The 17,164-nt window shown below is 40.4% G+C and carries 10 protein-coding genes and 1 pseudogene; 4 read left to right on the top strand and 7 right to left on the bottom strand.

Annotation, left to right across the window (positions count from 1 at the left end):
- Positions 1-3 precede the first annotated feature (3 nt).
- From ABLB98_RS01780 to rpsO, 5 genes are all read right to left on the bottom strand, one after another.
- Entirely contained in the window at positions 4-2,862 is a 2,859-nt protein-coding gene (locus ABLB98_RS01780; RefSeq protein WP_348883687.1) for a hypothetical protein, read from the bottom strand.
- A 239-nt stretch (positions 2,863-3,101) separates the two neighbouring features.
- Positions 3,102-4,325 (bottom strand): magnesium transporter CorA family protein, encoded by a 1,224-nt coding sequence (locus ABLB98_RS01775; RefSeq protein WP_348883686.1) that lies wholly within the window; start codon positions 4,323-4,325, stop codon positions 3,102-3,104.
- Positions 4,326-4,465: 140 nt separating this feature from the next.
- Entirely contained in the window at positions 4,466-5,788 is a 1,323-nt protein-coding gene (locus ABLB98_RS01770) for a dicarboxylate/amino acid:cation symporter (RefSeq protein WP_348883685.1), read from the bottom strand.
- A gap of 244 nt (positions 5,789-6,032) precedes the next feature.
- Complete coding sequence (gene pnp / locus ABLB98_RS01765; protein WP_348883688.1) at positions 6,033-8,123, bottom strand: polyribonucleotide nucleotidyltransferase; 2,091 nt, start codon at positions 8,121-8,123, stop codon at positions 6,033-6,035.
- A gap of 255 nt (positions 8,124-8,378) precedes the next feature.
- On the bottom strand, positions 8,379-8,648 hold the full coding sequence (gene rpsO, locus ABLB98_RS01760; RefSeq protein ID WP_004656162.1) for a 30S ribosomal protein S15: 270 nt from the start codon (positions 8,646-8,648) through the stop codon (positions 8,379-8,381).
- A gap of 236 nt (positions 8,649-8,884) precedes the next feature.
- Here rpsO and ABLB98_RS01755 point away from each other — a divergent pair, with 236 nt between their 5' ends.
- The 4 genes and pseudogenes from ABLB98_RS01755 to ABLB98_RS01740 all read left to right on the top strand — a co-directional run bounded on the left by ABLB98_RS01755 (position 8,885) and on the right by ABLB98_RS01740 (position 11,300).
- Positions 8,885-10,183 carry a serine hydrolase domain-containing protein gene (locus ABLB98_RS01755; protein ID WP_348883684.1) on the top strand — a complete coding sequence of 433 codons (1,299 nt, stop codon included), beginning with the start codon at positions 8,885-8,887 and terminating at the stop codon, positions 10,181-10,183.
- A gap of 473 nt (positions 10,184-10,656) precedes the next feature.
- Positions 10,657-10,728 (top strand): annotated as a pseudogene (locus ABLB98_RS01750) (hypothetical protein); the annotation flags it as partial.
- A gap of 27 nt (positions 10,729-10,755) precedes the next feature.
- Positions 10,756-10,896 carry a hypothetical protein gene (locus ABLB98_RS01745; RefSeq protein ID WP_369028920.1) on the top strand — a complete coding sequence of 47 codons (141 nt, stop codon included), beginning with the start codon at positions 10,756-10,758 and terminating at the stop codon, positions 10,894-10,896.
- Complete coding sequence (locus ABLB98_RS01740; protein WP_201704282.1) at positions 10,893-11,300, top strand: IS5 family transposase; 408 nt, start codon at positions 10,893-10,895, stop codon at positions 11,298-11,300. The genes ABLB98_RS01745 and ABLB98_RS01740 overlap by 4 nt, the downstream gene beginning before the upstream one ends.
- A gap of 285 nt (positions 11,301-11,585) precedes the next feature.
- Here ABLB98_RS01740 and recD read toward each other — a convergent pair whose 3' ends face one another.
- Together recD and ABLB98_RS01730 are read right to left on the bottom strand one after the other, a co-directional pair.
- The gene (gene recD / locus ABLB98_RS01735) at positions 11,586-13,337 is read right to left on the bottom strand and encodes an exodeoxyribonuclease V subunit alpha (protein WP_348883632.1); all 1,752 of its coding nucleotides are present in this window, start codon (positions 13,335-13,337) and stop codon (positions 11,586-11,588) included.
- A gap of 99 nt (positions 13,338-13,436) precedes the next feature.
- Complete coding sequence (locus ABLB98_RS01730) at positions 13,437-17,162, bottom strand: UvrD-helicase domain-containing protein (protein WP_348883631.1); 3,726 nt, start codon at positions 17,160-17,162, stop codon at positions 13,437-13,439.
- Positions 17,163-17,164: the final 2 nt, after the last annotated feature.

Here is a 17,164-nt window from a genome sequence, read left to right as displayed (position 1 = left end):
TATTTATGCAACAAAGCTATTTAAAGGTAATAACACTAACGACTGTGACTGAGGGATAGCTTTGATTTGCTTCTGCTGATTATATACAGTTCCTGCCTGATCTTTAAAATACCGATATGCACCTAACGAATTGTTTGGGTTATAGGGTCGAGCAACCGAATGTAAACCCAAGATTGGTTTAGAGGTAGATTGATCATGTCCCGTCAATGGTAGATAAAGTACATTAAATTTTTTCCAAAGTTTATCATCAGGGCTGCTCGTATAAGGGAAGTTGAGCGAGTAATCCCAGTTGCCATCAGGTAAGAATGAGTTGCCTGATGAAAAGATAACTTTTTTCATTTCATCATTCAGCACCTGATAACGATCTTGTTTATCATCTTTTGAACTTGCCCAAAATGCCCATTTCGATTCTAAACTTGGTGCAATCCCTGAGTCTTTTGATATATACACACCATCGTTATGGTTTTTATCCACTGTTCCAAGCCATTGTGGCGTGGGTTGTACTACCCAGGCACGCCCATAAATTGTCTGATATGCACCGAACATTTGTATAAAGACCAAAGTCGCTTTGTCTTTTCCTTGATCCTGAGGATTAAAAATATATACAGGATACCATGGGGTTTGCATTGGGGTATTTTTATACAGACTCAAAGGATTTTGCCCTCTGTCTCGATAAGCCACAGATTGCATGACTTTGTTGCCGTACTTATCATCGTTATACGCTGAAATATCTGCCCAAATGGCCAACTCAGGCTCGCCATTCGCCTGGATACGGAGTGGCATATATCCCCCAGATCCCTCCGACCAGACTTTACCTTTTACAGGGTCTAACAATGTTCTCACATAATCATAATATTCAGGTGTTCCCAATTCTTCATACAATTTACCTTGATAAATATTGGCATTTTCCGCTGTCTTCGCAATCTTACCAAGCTGATCCAGCATCCAACCATTCAAGATATTCGAGTTCACATCTACACCAGCGGTCATTGATTGGATTATGATTTCATAAGCCTTATCTGCGGCATTGCTATAAAATTGACTGAACTTTTGACTGAGTTCAGATGAAACCTGACTCACAGGTAAAGTCGATAAGAAACTTAAATAACTATTTAAACGTCCAAGTTTTTCCAGCTCTATCATTAAAGTCTGTAAATTTTCATATCCCTCGAACGTCTGTTCTGTTTCGTCAGGAATTTTCAAATCTGGGCGTAACTGAGGGATGACCTCATCATAAGCACGTAATTCAAAATCATTGGTAAATGTACCTGGTACTCGTACATTATTACCATTGTCGTCTGCATTCAGCGCAAACAGTAACGGTTTTTGCTCCGCTTGTTTTTGTTGATCTCTTGCCTCATTTAAAGCATTCAGCTCTTTTTGAAACTGTTGATAGAGTGTTACAGAACTATTGAGTTGAGGTTGAGGTTGTCCCTGCTCTACTTTTGCTTGTGTTGTTTGTGCATCTTTTTCTGGATCTGTTTTTTTATAATATTTTTCCCATTCATCCAAACTCTTAAACAAATGGCTAGGGGGCTGTAATTCTTCTTTTGGCTTTTGAAGTTCAGTATCAGGAAATTTGATGTCTACCGTTTTTGGCAGTGTACTTGCTGTAGGAAGTACAATAGCCTTCCCTGCTTCTACACTTAGATTATTCATCCAATCTCCGAGTTCTTTTCTCCATCCAGAAATATCAATTGAATTACCAATTGAATCAGGTTCAGCTGTCACGGTGATGTTAATGTTTTTAAATATATCTGATTTTGCCTTTCTTAAAGATTCAGTAAACTCAGCGGAGACTCCACCTCCTGCGCCAATACCACTATAAGATATGGATAATCCACCTCCGTTATAATGCTCTGAATTACTACTGTTGCTACCAAAACTTAGTTTTCCCTCACCAATCGCACGATTCATCACTTCAACTTTTGTGACAAAAGAATCGCCATTCTGCTTATAAAATGTTTGTATCGCTTCAATAATGTGCTTACGCAATTCTCGCATATTGACCACTAACGTTTGACGAGTTTCAGCATCATTACATTGATTATATTGTGTTTGAAGTTTTGCAAAAATAGTCTGCATTTTTGAAAGCACTTGAATACTGCCATAGATGTTCCCTTTATCCAACGGTTCACCATCAATATGAACGGCTTTAATATAATGACATTCGCCTACACTCGCAGGTTCAACCACGGTATGTACTTTCTTTTCAAGCTCTTCTTCAGTCAGTGCTGTTCCAACTAAATATGCAGTAAAGTTATCACCACTATCATCCATACTCACAGTGCCGATTGTAATCGTCTTACCCGCACCCACTTGACGCATAATCGCAGAAACACTTCCTACCGTACTGGCTGTGGCATTCGCTTCGGCATGATGATATTTCGCTGCAACTTTAAAACCGAATCTTTTAATATTTGCAGAACCGCCAACCGACCATTGCTGATCTCTTAAACTACTGCTTGCACTACTCTTAATCTCAAAACTATCTGTTCTTGAAGACTGGGCATCATCGACAAACAAAAGATCGTCTTTTTTCAGTGCAGCCAAATTAAAAACCGAACGCATCACATAAGTCGCTTTCTGGGTATCAACTGGATAGCCAATATTGAGTGACTTAATATTCTCTGGTTTGGTTAGATCACGCACTCCTATGCTGTCCAAGCCAGTGTTTAAATAAATATTAAACTCACTTTCATCCATGTCTAAATATTCAGCCAGCGTTGGGTATTGCGCCATCAACGATGAACCCGATGGGGTATGCTCATTCAAACTTGATTTATTTTGATCTTCATTTTTCAGCTCACATCCCATCAACGGCAGCAAAAGCAGCAATGTTATTGATAAACGGTATGACATTCTATTTCTCCCTCTTATATTTTAGACTTGAATTATAAATGATCATTTTTTGTAGCAACATCACTGAAATTTGGTATTTTTATTTACCTTTCAATAAAATAAAAATCATTAGAATCTCAAATAAACCTATAATTTTATTAAAAAAAATAAAGCATAAACCTACAAATATAAAATGTTAACGAGATAAAATTAAAGCTTAAAAAAATAATAAAATTGGCTCAGTTCTATACAGCCATTGGTTACTTAAATTTAGTCATTTTCTCAACCTCTTTGAGGGTTTGCTTAATTGGTTCATAGTCTAAGAACCAAAGTAAATTTAAATTTCGTTGTTTATGCTGTTGCGCCAATAAATCAATTACGCTCCGTTCACCCCGCCCTACTAGATGTTGCTGGTAAAAATAGTACAACAGTGCCACCGTGCTCATTAACATGACTGCAAGCATAATCCAAAAACCAACAGGTGACTTTAATCCTGGAATAAACTCAAAGTTCATTCCGTAAATTCCCGTCAGCAAAGTCAAGGGTGCAAATATTGCCGTAATAATTGCCAAAATCCGCATATTTTCATTGGTTTGATTCGCAATAGCTGAAAAATGTAAATCAATCGCCGATTGAATCGCATTTCTTAAACGCAAGGTATGTTTTTGAACACGCTCTACATGGCTCATTAAATCATTGAGACGAACCAAGAGAATGTCTTGATTCTTATGTTTATGTTCCCCCATCACATGATGATAATTATCCACCAGTTCATCTCGGAACTCCTGCAAGGTCTCTATTTGTTCCTCACATAAATTTTCAATTTGCTGGAAAGCCATATCTTCATGAAACAATTGATGCCACTGTTTAAAACGGCGATTGCCCTGCAAAAGTTGCTGTTGCCAATATTCAACACGACGGGTCAAGGGCGTACGTAAATTCAAATAGCCATCAATCATGCTGTTCAATAAGCGTAAGCATAAATCGGCAGGTGTACTGGCTAATTTTCTCGGCTTATTTTGTTCAGCAATCGGACGACCCATAATTACTTGAATACGTTGAATATAGCTTTCGATTGCTTTATTTCCCTGCTCCCTCACACTCACCAAAATGTTCGGCGTTAGAATAAAACCCATCGGTGTAGTTGCTAGGCCAAAAATACTTTCATGAGATTCTAAAGCATTGTCACTTTCATAAATCTGGTCGTCTGGGCTAATCAGTTTGCGGAACACCAGCAGGTCATATTCCTCGACACTGTCGAAAGCACAAGGATGTTCGATATTGAGCAGGTCGCGCATATGAAATTCGTTAAGCACCACACCTGTATGCTCATAAATATTTTTTTGCCAAGAATCGGTATGATTAACCAAATCCTGTCTCAAACTATCAACCCATAAAAACTCAAGCGTATGTTCTGTTTGTTGTTCCACGCTAATAAAAATCGTATTTTCACTGTTATGACGATAAAAATAATAAAGCTGCATAGAGTCGAGATAAGTTTGAAAATCTATAGAAATGCTGCCATGAAGCACAATAAAAAGCTATGTATATTCTATTATCAAAATCAAATGACATGAAAAAGCCTCGTATGCGAGGCATCGAGGCTTTTTCAAATTAAGGAGTATTAAACTTCTTTGTTTAGTACCACACCATGCTTTAAGGCTTGGTCGAGTTGCTCTTTATCTAATGCCTTATCCCATTTTGCAACAACAATTGTTGCGCAAGCATTACCAACTAAATTAGTTAGAGCACGGCATTCAGACATAAAACGGTCAATGCCAAGGATCAATGCCATTCCCGCAACTGGAATCGCAGGAATAACCGAAAGCGTTGCAGCCAAAGTAATAAAGCCTGCGCCCGTAATCCCCGCAGCCCCTTTAGAACTGAGCATAGCCACCAATAAAATTGTCATTTGTTGAGTGAGTGTCAATTCAATATTACATGCTTGTGCAATGAATAATGCCGCCAATGTCATGTAAATATTAGTACCATCTAAGTTAAATGAATACCCTGTCGGAATTACTAAACCTACAACCGATTTTTCACAGCCTGCTTTTTCCATTTTCGCCATCAATGATGGGAGTGCTGCTTCTGATGAACTTGTACCAAGAACCAACCACAGTTCATCTTTGATATAACGGATCAGGTCGATAATCGAAAAACCGTTATAACGAGCGACTGCACCCAAGATAACAATAACGAAAAGTAATGCGGTGATGTAGAAGGTTGCGATTAATAACATCAAGTTCCCAATTGAATTAATCCCATAAGCGCCAATGGTAAATGCCATCGCACCAAATGCACCAATAGGTGCAAACTTCATCAACATGCTCACTAAAGTGAATACAGGATTGGTTAATTGTTGTAAGAAGTCCGTAATTGGACGGCCCAAATCACCTGATTTAGCAAGTGCCAAACCAAATAATACTGCGACAAACAAAACTTGAAGAATTTGACCTGATACAAATGGACTTACCAATGTATCTGGAATGATATTCATCAAGAAACCTGTAATAGTTGACTCATGTGCTTTAGCTGCATATTCATCAACTTTAGTGCTGTGTAACGTACTTGGATCGATATTTAACCCATGACCAGGTTGAATCACATTCCCAACAATTAACCCGACGACTAATGCCAATGTTGAAAAGGTCAGGAAGTAAATCATCGCTTTACCCGTGACTCGTCCAACGCTACCGAGATTTTTCATCCCAGCAATTCCTGTCACAACAGTCAAGAAAATTACGGGTGCAATAATCATTTTCACCATTTTAATGAAGGCTTCACCAAGTGGTTTTAAGCTTTCACCAAATTCAGGAAAAAAATGACCTAACAATATCCCTGCAACAATTGCGAAGATCACTTGTACGTAAAGAATTTGATAAAACTTGGGTTTCTTTGGTGGCTGCTGGTCATCTTGACCTGTGGCGGCATGATCGATATGCATGTGCAATATTCCTTCATATTGGGATAACAAATAGACTTCCGACAGTCTATCTAAAACGGCAGGAGCGGAAATTTGGGGAATTCTACGTTAATTGTAATCCTCACAATTTAAGCACTCGACTAATGTCTAATATAAAATATTTTTATGTTTATTGTTTCGCCAATTTATATTTATAGTTTTCATATAGTTAATAAAAAAGCGCATTGTAAAAACAATGCGCTTTTTTTAATCAAAAGTATTGCTATTATTGAGCTTGCTCAATATCTTTCATTGTCAACTTGATACGACCACGGTTATCAACATCCGCAACCTGTACTTTCACATCTTGACCTTCTTTCAATACGTCAGTCACGTTTGCAATACGCTCATTTGAGATTTGCGAAATGTGAAGTAAACCATCAGTACCTGGCATGATATTTACAAACGCACCAAACTCAACGATACGGATTACTTTACCATCATAGATCTTACCTGGTTCAACTTCAGCAGTAAGCGCTTGGATTTTTGCAATCGCAGCACGGGCAGCAGCTTTAGTTTCACCAAATACACGAACTGTACCATTGTCTTCGATATCAATCGCAGCTTTAGTCTCTTCTGTAATAGCACGAATCGTTGCGCCACCTTTACCAATGACATCACGAATCTTGTCTGGGTTAATGCTGATCACTTCAAAAGTAGGAGCATGCATTGAAATTTCAGGACGAGCACGTGAAATCACTTTGTTCATTTCATTCAGGATGTGCATACGACCAGCAAATGCTTGGTTTAACGCAACTTCCATAATTTCTTCAGTGATCCCTTCAATCTTAATGTCCATTTGAAGCGCAGTAATACCGTTTGCTGAACCTGCTACTTTAAAGTCCATATCACCAAGATGATCTTCATCACCTAAGATGTCAGAAAGAACTGCGAAACGCTCACCTTCTTTCACTAAGCCCATTGCAATACCAGCAACTGGCGCTTTAAGTGGAACACCTGCATCCATAAGTGCAAGAGATGCACCACAAACAGACGCCATAGAAGATGAACCATTTGATTCAGTAATATCAGATACGATACGAAGTACGTAAGGGAAACGATCAACAGGTGGAAGAACCGCTTGTACACCACGACGTGCTAAACGACCGTGACCAATTTCGCGACGCTTAGGACCTGATTCACGACCCGTTTCACCTACAGAGTAAGCTGGGAAGTTATAATGCAACATGAAGTTGTCAGTTTTCGTACCCGCTAAGGTATCAACCATCAATGCATCACGTGTATTACCTAAAGTTGCAGTTACAAGTGCCTGAGTTTCACCACGGGTAAACAATGCTGAACCGTGGGCACGGTCCAATACGCCCACCTGAACATCGATACCACGAACGGTTTTGGTGTCACGACCATCAATACGTGGCTTACCAGACAAGATGTTGTCACGTACAGTACGGTATTTAAGGTCTTCAAACAGGAAGTCCACTTCGTCAGCGATGCCATCCACATCTTCTTCAGGAACGAATTGCGCTTTCGCTTCTGCATACAGTGCATCCAAAGCTGCATAACGATCTTGTTTCACTGCAATGGTATAGGCTTCTGAAATTTTTGCTTCAAAAGCTTCTTTTAATTTCGCACGTAATTCTTCGTTGTGTGTTGGAGCAACCCAAGTTGATTCAACTGCGCCAGCGGCAGCAGCAAATTCTTTAATGGCTTGAATTGCAATTTGCATTTCGTCATGACCGAAAAGTACAGCACCCAACATTTGGTCTTCTGAAAGTTCTTTCGCTTCAGACTCAACCATTAATACTGCTGATTCTGTACCCGCAACAACTAAATCAAGATCAGATTGTGCAAGTTGTTCAAAGTTCGGGTTTAAAACGTATTCGCCATTGATCAAACCAACACGAGCACCACCGATTGGACCACGGAAAGGTGTACCAGCGATTGATAATGCAGCTGATGTACCTAGCATAGCGGCAATATCAGCATCCATCGTCTTATCAGAAGAAACAACAGTCGCTGTTACTTGGATTTCGTTGAAATAACCTTCTGGGAATAACGGACGAATTGGACGGTCGATTAGACGTGAAATCAAAGTTTCAGCTTCAGATGCACGACCTTCACGTTTACCGTAACCACCTGGAATACGACCCGCTGCATATTGTTTTTCTTGATAGTTAACAGTCAACGGGAAAAAATCTTGACCTGCTTTTGCTTTAGGTTGCGCAACAACCGCAACTAAAACAGTTACACCACCCATAGTGACTAAAACTGTATTTGCTTGACGTGCAACGCGACCCGTTTCTAAAACAACTTGGTGTTGACCAAATTGGAATTCTTTACGAACTATATTAAACATAGACATGTATTGTATTTTCCTAATTTTATTCTAGTGAGACCCCTAAGGTTTGGCATTCAGACCACAACTGCTGTGTAGATAAATGACAAAGCTTAGAAGCCATCGCACTAGATCAAATATTTAAAAAAGTTAAACGCAAAGAAGGAGCGAACAAGCGCCCCTTCTTAAAATCACCTAAAATAAATTAGATGAAACTCTCTTTTCAGCGATAAAGCATAACAACATGCGAAATAGCGAAAACAAAGTAAAATCGAATTAACGACGTAAACCTAATGCGCCGATCAAAGCAACATAACGACCGTGATCTTTACCGTTTAAGTAATCAAGTAATTTACGACGTTGGTTAACCATACGAATCAAACCACGACGGCTGTGGTGGTCATGTTTGTGCTCTTTAAAGTGACCTTGCAAATCATTGATTTGAGCAGTCAACAAAGCAACTTGTACTTCTGGTGAACCAGTGTCATTTTCAGCACGAGCAAATTTAGCGATGATCTCTGCGCGATCAGTATTAGTTAAAGCCATTCGATTTCTCCGAGATGCTTAAAAGTTAAATGATAATGATCAGTTGCGAGCAACCGACTGCCGTGCATCACTACAGCAAGGTGCTATTTTAAGTGATCTATCGTTATATTGCAAAAATGTTTTATGTTTACTGGCAATTCGGCAGCTGACAGCGTTGAACAAAAACGGCACACTAGGATGAATCTGTTTTCAATTTATAACAGAAGTGAAAGAAAACGAAAAAATTCGAGGGAATCGTGAAAATTTTATCTACCAATACCTGTTATGTTCCAAAAGACCTGAATCAAGTTATTCGCTCCAAAGATGAGGTCGCAGCTGAATTGGGTGGGATGACGGAACGTCAAATCCAAAAAATTTGGAATAGTGTCGAACAACTTTATAAAACAGGTAATTACCCGCTTGTAACCCTGTGCTTACGTCGTAATGGACAGATTCTACTCAACCGAAGTATTGGCTATGCACGGGGAAATGCGCCAGAAGGTTTAGCTGCTGATGCGCAAATCGGAACACCAGATACTCCAATTTGTTTATTTTCAGCATCGAAAATGGTCACAGCGATGCTCATCCATATGTTAGATGAGCGTGGTGATCTAAATTTACTAGATCCAATCAGCTACTATATCCCTGAATATGGTGTCAACGGAAAGCGTCGTGCCACCATTTTTCATCTACTTTCTCACCGTGGTGGAATCCCTCGTATTGATCAAGAAGTAACACCAGAACTTCTGTTCAACCAAGATGAAGTTTTAAAGTTACTTTGTGCTGCTAAACCTGTTTCACCATCAGGTACTCACCTCGCCTATCATGCAGTTACCGCAGGTTATATCTTGGGTGAAATCGTTAAACGTGTAACAGGACAAAATGTTCGTGACTTTTTGGCTGAACAAATCGAAAAACCAATGGGGCTTAACTATTTTAACTACGGTCTCAAACCAGAATATCGTGCCGATGCGGCATTAAACTATGCCACAGGAATCCATCCAAGTTTAGGGACGGATCACTATCTACACCACGTATTAGGTGGTGGACTACAACTTGCAGTTGATGTGACCAATGACACCCGTTTTATGGATACCATTTGTCCTGCTGGGAACATTTATACCAGCGCTGAACAAGTCGGTCGTTTTTTTGAAATGTTACTCAGCGGTGGTGAGTATCAGGGTAAAGAGATCATGAGCGCAAAAACTGTATTTCGCTCAACCCTACCAACATCAGGAACAAGCATAGACCGTACTCTACTCGCCCCAATGCGTTATGCGTTAGGTCCAATGCTTGGTAGTAATCCAGTCGGTTTATTTGGTCCAATGACTGGCCAGGCTTTTGGGCACATTGGTTTTTCTAATATTTTATGTTGGGCAGATCCAGAGCGTGATATTAGTGTATCGTTGCTTACCACAGGAAAATCTGTCGTTGGGACACACCTCCCTGCTCTTGCCAAAACATTATATCAAATCTCAACAAACTGCTCGAAGATTCCAAAGAATCAACGTCGTTCATTATTCGCAACAGATCGACACGAGGCAGACATCGTCTAATTCAATTTGATCGCAGCAAAAAAAGAGCCCAAGTCAGACTTGGGCTTTTGCGCGTTATTCAAGGTTCTTTTCATTTTTCTATTATTATTCTTTATGTTTCTTATTAAGCTACTTTCAGCCCCTCTGAACGTATTTTACACATCACTTCTTATGTTTTGCTTTCAGTGTGTATCTTCTTTATACCGATTATTCTGTCAGAACCAATTGTGGAGAAAAATGGCATTTTTCTTATCTCTATGTAAGCAAAAACGTACGGGGCTGTATAACATTTAACTTAATAATGCATAAAAATTGTCAAACAATCATATTTTTAATTTAAACTTTTGGTTAAAAATTTTTATAGAAAAATTAATGTTTGCTTCACACAGTTAGAGGTAGAGATTCTTCATTAAAATCATTTTGATTAAAATAAATACAATAACTATCATGACATTAGGGCTTGTTGAGAATTAACAAAGGCAACTGATTAATTTATAATAGTACTATGGATTGCCCGTACAGGCAGTCCATGGCGTGATCTACCTGCTCATTTTGGTAAATGGAATACCGTCTTTAAAAGATACCGTGATTGGGTGAAAGCTGGTGTATTTGAAGCTATTTTTGCATCTGTAAATGAAGATGTTGATTTGGAATACGCCATGATTGATGGAACGATTGTTAAAGTTCATCGACATGGCCAAGGTGCAAAAGGGGGACTTTCAAACAGTCTATAGGTAAATCTCGAGGTGGAATGACCTGTAAAATTCTTGCCTTAGTGGATAGTCTAGGCAACCTCATTAAGTTTCGATTAATGCCTGGTCAATATCACGATTTAGTAGAAACCAAACCTTTAATCGAAGATGTTGATTTTCAAGCATTACTAGCGGATAAAGCATTTGATGCAGATTGGCTCATCCAAGAACTCAATGAACGTAAAGTGAAAGTGGTGATCCCACCTAAATCTAATCGAAAAGTAATGAGAGCATTTGATACGATTATGTATAAATGGCGTCATCTCATTGAAAACTATTTCTGTAAGTTAAAAGAATTTAAACGTATAGCGATGCGTAGTTGTAAAACAGATACGAGTTTTGAAGCCATGATTCAATTGTGCGCGAGTTTAATTAACTCTCGGTAATTCTCAACAGACCCTAGTAAGATTAAAGATTAAAAATAAAAAAGCCCTGTAGTCTCTCCCAAAACTACAAGGCTTAGCGGCTGTAAGTTTCCTCTTTTATCACTTACCTCACTGTAAGTTCGCTGTCTCATTGACTTAATTATTATATTTTTGCGATTTACCTAGCTTTCCGTGCCAGGCTCTTTGTGTGTACATGATCTCAAAAACATTTATTTCACTCTAGCGACAATATCTCGAATCTTTGTAAGCTTTTACTTACAGAACAGTGAATTTTAAAGAATAATTTCACAATCCCTCTAAATTGATCTTTTGCACTAAACCACTTCGACGAACGGTTCTAATCATCAATGACTGTTGTAATGCCTTCCGATCAGCAAGAATACTCACTACTTTTTTAGCGCGAGTGACTGCGGTATAGATCAATTCCTGACTCAATAGTTTCTCAGCATGTACATCCAAAACAATCGCGGTATGGGTAAATTCCGAACCTTGTGATTTATGAATGGTTAAAGCAAAAGCGGTTTGCATACTGCGTGGCAGTCGGTGCGCTGCAATCCATTTATTTAAGCTCGGGAAAAATACTTCGAATTGCTGTGACTGGGTGCGATGTTTAAAACAAATGCCAATATCACCATTAGAAATCCCAAGCTGATAGTCATTATAGGTCATCATTACAGGACGTCCGATATACCAGTCTCCAACAGCGATTTGTTTCAATTGCTGATTGAGCCAATGCCCCGCATAACGATTCAGTTGCTCGATTCCCAACGGGCCATGTCGAACTGCCGTTAAGATTCGATAATCATCAAAGGCTTGAATCACGTTCTGAATCTGTTCGACAGGTTCATCTGCCTGTATATAATGTTTCAAAGCTTCAATATAAGCTTGAAATCCAGCCATTAGCTTCTGTTGATAAGGTTCGATCTCCACATCCTGCTGCTCGGGTAGATATTCCAACTGGATCAGATCAGGCATATCTTTATTTAAAGAAATCGTTTGCAAAGGTGCAGCCTGAACAATTTCCGTCTCTAGTTTTGATAAAACTAAATCAGGGCTGCTGAGACCTTGCTGGGCCTGAATAAATCGTGCGAATTGACCAATCTTGGCTTCACCAGAGAAACGACGGCTAGTCTGTAGCTGGACTCGATTTTCAGTCAATGCCTGTACTTGCTGTAAATCAGCCAAAACCGAGCCGACATCAACCGAAGCCAACTGATTGGCATCACCCAGCAAAATAAGTCGACATTGTTCTGGGACTGCCTCGAATAACAGGGTTGCCAAATTCAAATCCAGCATTGAGGCTTCATCCACCACAATCACATCATAGGGCAGAGGCTGTTTGGGATGAAAGCGTGGTATTTGTCGATTGCCCATACCCAGTAAACGGTGCAAGGTTTGCGTGGTTTGATTACGCAACTCATCGGTGATGAGTCCTGATTCCAATAATTTTGGATCATTCAATGAGTTCTGCAACGCTTCCTGCATGCGTTGAGCGGCTTTACCTGTCGGTGCCGCCATAGCAATACGAATATCTGGAATGGTCTGGTTGAGGGCTGCAATAATACGCGCCAAAGTATAGGTTTTCCCTGTCCCTGGCCCGCCTGTAATAATGCTCAGGCCTTGTTGCAAAACCATTTTCAGTGCAGCCTGCTGATGTTCATCACTGAGTAAGTCTTGATACTGTTCGGCATCAACAGCCTGAATCGTTTGTCGCTTTAATCGACAAATCTGCTGTGCGAGACGTTGCTCTAGGTGCCAATATCGGTATAATGCCAAGCCCTGCTGATCATAGACACAAGGGGCAACCTGCGTGGTTGCGATTTCGCTGGAAACAGCCAAATCCGCCAATGCCGCAATCTGGCTTGGCTCAACCTCGATACAACTGTCACCTTGTAGGCTGGCTTCAACCAGTTGTTGTAGTACCTGTGCAGCGTTAACGGTTTGAGTAGATTGAGAAAATGGTGCTTGTGAGAGGTAGTTACTCCACATATTTAACCATGTCATTTGTGCTGACTGATCATCAACTTGTTTGTCCACAGAGTTATCCTCAAACTTACCCACACGCTTGTCCACAAGGTTATAAACAGAGTTATGCACAAGCTAAGCTTTTGTTTAATTTAAAATCACGCACTTTATCTACACCATTTTTCCAGCTTTGTCCTCAGAAAAATATCCAAGTATTGCATCCAAACGCAAGATAAACTCATCCTCAGGCTTCCAATAGTAACAACCTTGCTGCGCCTGCCCATTCATGCCGCGCAAATACAGATAAGATGCGCCGCCTAAATGCTGCTGCATATCATAATCCTGCAATTTCACCGACAGATAACGATGTAGTGCCACAAGATATAACGCTGCTTGTAACCAATAACTCGACAGAGACATACTTTCTGCAATCTGAGGTTGCTGATAATCCAGTTGCTCTGCCCCCAGATAATTACTCTTATAATCGGCAATATGGTAACGCTGACCATCGAAGTACACCAAGTCAATAGAGCCATTCAAGTAACGGGCAGATTTAGCCTCAAGTAACTCTGGCATTTCGATGCCATATTCCTCAAACAGCTGCTGTACACGCTGCATCGCCAACACTCGATCTGATAAAGCCAGATAGAAAGGACATTCAGACAAGTATTGTCCTGCAGCTAATTGCTTTAACTGAAAACCCTGATTGAGTGGCGTGTGTAATACCTCACCAAGCCAATCAGCAATCCATTGATACAGTTGTTGCTCGCTATTTTCTTGTTCAGGGAAATGCTGTTGATATTGAAATAGTAGCTCTGACCATAAACTTTGATAGCTATTTTTAAAACGACGGCGAATTTCTTCTACCCACATGTGGGGTTGCTGAAAATTAATCTGTTCAAAAATCTCATGCAGGAAATTTCCAGCCAGCGTTCCTCTCGGAAAGTGTTGTTTAATCCAGGCAATCGGCTGAGCTGTGGCTGTATTTTTCGATTCTGTAAGATTCAGCTCATCTTCTGCTTGCTCAAAATCAGTGTTTATATTGGCCAAGCGATCAGCCCGAGTCGCTTTGTGCTTTAAATGTTGTGCCAGATAACTAAAACTGGTTTTCCCACGCGAATAAAAACGTTGTGTCGGCAGTGTTTGGGCCAACAGTACGCGCTGTTGTTGAGTTTGTTGCATCTGTAAGGCTTGTGGTCGCGCTAAGATCAGCTCAGCATCGGCACTATAGGGATGTTGAAAGTGATCGCCCTGATTCTTCCAAAAAGCCAAACCTGAAAATTTATTTTTATCGCCTTTTTCTGGTTCAAACACCGCATAGACCCGATGACTGGCACGTGTTAGTGCCACATACCACAACCGATTTTGTTCCGCTAAAGCGCGTTGCTGATGTTGATCCAGCTCATTCTGTTGCAGAAAGTTTTTATCCGCAATCGCCACCACACGCTGTGTTCGTGTTTGCCCTGTTTCTGGCAGCTGGATTTCTGTGGTTGAAAAATTTAAAGCCTCTTTTTTTGAATCTGGTGCTGCTTTATTTGCTCCAAACAAAAAGACGATTTTAAATTCCAGACCTTTTGACTGATGGATGGTCATCAACTGCACCCCAGCTTCACTAGAAAGCTTATGTTCAAGCTCCCAATCGCGATCACTTGGAGAATTGAGTTGCTTTAAATACCAGTGATACAGGTTTTGCATCCCTTGTACATGTTCACTGTGTTGACTCAAAAGATCAGTGAGGTGGCGTAGATTGACCACGGCACGTTCATTGTCCTTGCTTTGCGTTGCAACCAGTTGCTGCCAGATACCAAACTGGTTTAGGCAACGTTGCCATGCCACCAAAAATCCCTGATTCAGCCACATTTCACGGATGTCATCGAATTGCTGAATATAATGGCTCAAGCCTTCTGCACTTTGTTCTAAGGCCAACAGTCGAGCCAGATCAAAGCCAAATAAACGGCTAAGTAAAGCCCGTTTGAGCTTGGCTTCATCATAAGGATGAAGCAACGCCGTGAGCAGGGCCCCTACATCCTGTGCAATGCTGGAATCAAACACACTGCGTTTCGAAGTTCGGTTGACCCGAATCCCCATACGTTCCAATACATATTGCACTTCATCCAGTTGGCGATGGCTACGCGAAAGAATGGCAATATCATCTTCATCAATCGCAGTCGGAACATCCCTCTCTAAGTACAATTGCTTTAAATAGGCTTGGTTGAGTAAGTGCTGAATCTGCCACGCCACTTGTGTGGCCTGTTCATTGCCCTCTTGCAAATGCAACCAGCGTAAAGGCATTGGATTGGGTTGGGCATTTTCAACCAAGGCAGGATGTGGACGCGAACCAGCCTGAATCGGGTCATAGATCACCTGCTCGCCAAAATCCATTTGCCGTTGAAACAGCACATCCACCACTTCAACCAGCTCTTTCACCGAACGGTGGTTGTGGATCAGTTTATATTCACGCCCCTGCTTCGCCATAATATCCTGATAGGCATTCAGGAAGGTCAGCATATCACCACCACGGAAACCATAAATCGCCTGCTTACGGTCACCGACCATAATCATGCAGCCCTTTTGATAACGTTGCGGATGGCGCCAGATACTGGCCAACATATCATCTTGATCTTGGTTGGTATCCTGAAACTCATCCACCAGAATCAATGGATAGCGTGACTGTACAAATACCGCAAAAGATTGTCCTTGCTCGCCTTTTAAAGCTTCAGACAACGTCTTGATTTGCTGAGCAAAGGTGGTCTCGCCTTTTTGCTGCAACACTTGAGGCAAACGCTTTTTGACTTGCTGACAAAGATGAAACTGTAAATAGGTATTGAATTGATCTAAATCATTTTGAATTTTAAGTTTCATCTCCCAAATATCTTTTAATAACTGAATCAAAGGATGCTGGTAAAAACAGTCCTGAATGCTTTGATCACATTTATTAAAAATACTACTTCGAGCTTGTCCTTTGGAATCTAAAAATAAAACATCGACGTCTTTGAACGCCTTTTGATCAAAATAAATATCTATACCCTGCTTTTGAATTTGCTGAGCCAGCCGAACTAAGCCTGTTTGAAAAATGAAATGAAAACGATCTTTTGCAAAAGCCTTTTTATTAATAAATTTATAATATGCACCATCGAGTAGATAATAATCCTGTAACTCTTGTAAATATTGTGATGAACTTGCTGCGAACTGATGCAAGCATGATTCAAATTCAACTGTGCTAAACACAGGCAAATCTACTTGTTTCAAATGTGCTGAACTAAAATTCAAACTTTCTTCAACCACTTTAATATACTGATCTACGCTCTTTAGTTGCTGACTCATATATAAAAAATCAATCACTTGCTGTGGTTGGGTCTGAATCCATTTCCGTAACACATCATGAATCAATTGACGGGTGTAGCTTTTGGCATCCTCAGTAATTTCTGCGCGTTCAATTTTTCCACTTTCAAAGGCAAACTCACGCAATAGCTTTTGGCTAAAACTGTCCAAGGTTCCAACAAATAATTCATCCAATTGATCGATGACCAGTTTGAGCCGTTCACAGGCATAGGCAATTCGTGGCGCAAAGTTTTTTAAGACCTGCTGTTTTAACGGATCAGCCTCCTGTAATGCCTTGGTCTGAATATCTTGTTCCAATACATCACGGAAAGGCTCTAAAAATTCAAGGATTTCGACCAGACGCAAACGAATACGCGTTTTGAGTTCTGCGGCTGCAGCACGGGTAAAGGTGGTGGCAATCACCTGATTGGGCAAATATTTCTCTAAGAAAATCCGCACCATCAAACTGGATAGCGTATAGGTTTTCCCTGTCCCTGCGGAGGCTTCAATTAAATGCAGCCCTTCAAATTGAATATCACCAATCGGCTGATAAGATACGGGATACTTTGAGTTCATGT

Origin of the sequence: Acinetobacter yuyunsongii (assembly GCF_041021915.1) — a bacterium.
Taxonomy (GTDB): Bacteria; Pseudomonadota; Gammaproteobacteria; order Pseudomonadales; family Moraxellaceae; genus Acinetobacter.
This window is presented reverse-complemented; position numbering and strand designations above follow the sequence as displayed.

Bases quoted from the DNA above. Each gene is read 5' to 3' on its own strand.
- ABLB98_RS01780 (WP_348883687.1), bottom strand. From the start codon at position 2,862: ATGTCATACCGTTTATCAATAACATTGCTGCTTTTGCTGCCGTTGATG.
- ABLB98_RS01775 (WP_348883686.1), bottom strand. From the start codon at position 4,325: ATGCAGCTTTATTATTTTTATCGTCATAACAGTGAAAATACGATTTTT.
- ABLB98_RS01770 (WP_348883685.1), bottom strand. From the start codon at position 5,788: ATGCATATCGATCATGCCGCCACAGGTCAAGATGACCAGCAGCCACCA.
- pnp (WP_348883688.1), bottom strand. From the start codon at position 8,123: ATGTTTAATATAGTTCGTAAAGAATTCCAATTTGGTCAACACCAAGTT.
- rpsO (WP_004656162.1), bottom strand. From the start codon at position 8,648: ATGGCTTTAACTAATACTGATCGCGCAGAGATCATCGCTAAATTTGCT.
- ABLB98_RS01730 (WP_348883631.1), bottom strand. From the start codon at position 17,162: ATGAACTCAAAGTATCCCGTATCTTATCAGCCGATTGGTGATATTCAA.